This is a genomic window from Bartonella sp. AA168HLJHH (assembly GCF_042197365.1).
Lineage (GTDB): Bacteria > Pseudomonadota > Alphaproteobacteria > Rhizobiales > Rhizobiaceae > Bartonella.
Genome location: NZ_JBHIRS010000065.1, coordinates 1 through 1,105 on the forward strand (window position 1 = coordinate 1; position 1,105 = coordinate 1,105).

Annotated in this window: 1 protein-coding gene; it reads left to right on the plus strand. The window is 43.4% G+C overall.

Annotated features, from left to right (window positions below; all coding sequences use genetic code 11):
• Nucleotides 1–71 precede the first annotated feature (71 nt).
• The coding region (locus tag ACFINM_RS09755) for a DUF3792 domain-containing protein (protein WP_375641318.1) at nt 72–1,105 on the plus strand (1,034 nt) is incomplete at its 3' end.

The window sequence follows — 1,105 nt, forward strand, 5'->3', positions numbered from 1 at the left end:
GCTCTATATCCCTTTTGGAACATAATTAGCAAAAAGGCATTGTATCTCCAGCATATTCAAGGAGATAAAACATGGAAACTCGCATTCCTGAAAACACACCATTTGAGACGAATTTTCTAGGAGAAACGTCTCTAGAAGAAAAGTATTCACTCTTTCACACACCCATTTCATGGTCCGCAATCTTTGCGGGACTGGTGACGGCTCTTGCCACCTCAATCTGCCTCTCTTTTCTGGTCGCCGCTTTAGGCTTAAGCCAAATGGATTTCACTTCTTCAACCCCATTTGAAGGCTCTTTCCTCTCCTTTGGCGTGGGTTCTGTTATCGTTACACTGATTAGCCTAGCCTTGGGAGGCTTTGTCGCTGGACGTTTTGCTGAAACCTCAGGAACGCTTCATGGCTTTCTCACCTGGGCTCTCATAACATTGCTGATGACCCTCCAAGCCATCCACGTGGTTTCTAGTACAGCAAAGATAGGAGCTAAAACGGCTCTAGAAAACAGCTCCATAGTCCAACAAACCGTAGACAGCCTAAAAAACAATATTTCCCCTATACTTGCAAACTTAAACAGCGAAAGTCTTGAACAGTTTTTTGCAAAAAATAGTGACAATAGCATCAATTTTGACCAACTTTCGAGTGAATTGCGCACCCTTCTCAATAAAAGCGACATTCCTGCTCTCAACCCTGATCGCTTAAAACAAACCTATCAAGCTGCACTCAATGATATTGGTTCTGCGATAACAGCTTTCAAAAATGATCCTTCTTACTATCGCACCACTTTAAAAAATCTTGGTGAACGCCTGTCTGATCGTGTAGAAGATCTCACGACAAAATTTGATCGAAGTGATATCATCAACGCGCTCATAAAAGATGGCATGTCCCGTTCGGATGCACAAACAGCAGCCAACCATGCTGTTCAACTCTATCAAAGCGCAGAAGAAAAAACCGAAAAAGCCATAAAAGTCCTTGAAGAACGGGCAGAAACACTTTCAGACAATCTTGAGGATACGATCAAGGGCGCCAAAAACACTGCGACTAAAGCCACAAAAACAGCCTCCAATATGGGGTGGTGGGGCTTTTTAGGAAGTCTGGTAGGCGCCATTATTTC